The organism is Chitinophaga sp. GbtcB8 (genome assembly GCF_019091455.1).
Taxonomy (GTDB): domain Bacteria; phylum Bacteroidota; class Bacteroidia; order Chitinophagales; family Chitinophagaceae; genus Chitinophaga.
In genome coordinates this window covers 1-231 of record NZ_JAGXJN010000505.1, presented here as the reverse complement: position 1 = coordinate 231, position 231 = coordinate 1, and the positions used below count along the sequence as shown (strand labels likewise).

Below are 231 nucleotides of genomic sequence, written 5' to 3'. Positions count from 1 at the left end.
GAAACAGCCTAACAGGGCGCGCAGCCCCATTTCCGTAGGGCCGCTGCTGGTATTTTTCAGCTCGTCCAGTATTTCACTGTCAAGGGGTAATGTCTCCAGCTGGTGCTGGGCATAGAAAGATGGTACTACGTTAGGCCCCGGAATGCGTTCCCCTCCCATGGGTTCTGTGCCGGCTATCTGGCGCGGAAGGGTGGACTTACCTTTACCATGGGCCCCTTCCACGCCTTCCTT

At 57.1% G+C, this 231-nt stretch carries 1 pseudogene; it reads right to left on the bottom strand.

What is annotated here, in order from left to right:
• Positions 1 to 231: pseudogene (locus KVT36_RS32420) on the bottom strand (ABC transporter ATP-binding protein); the annotation flags it as partial.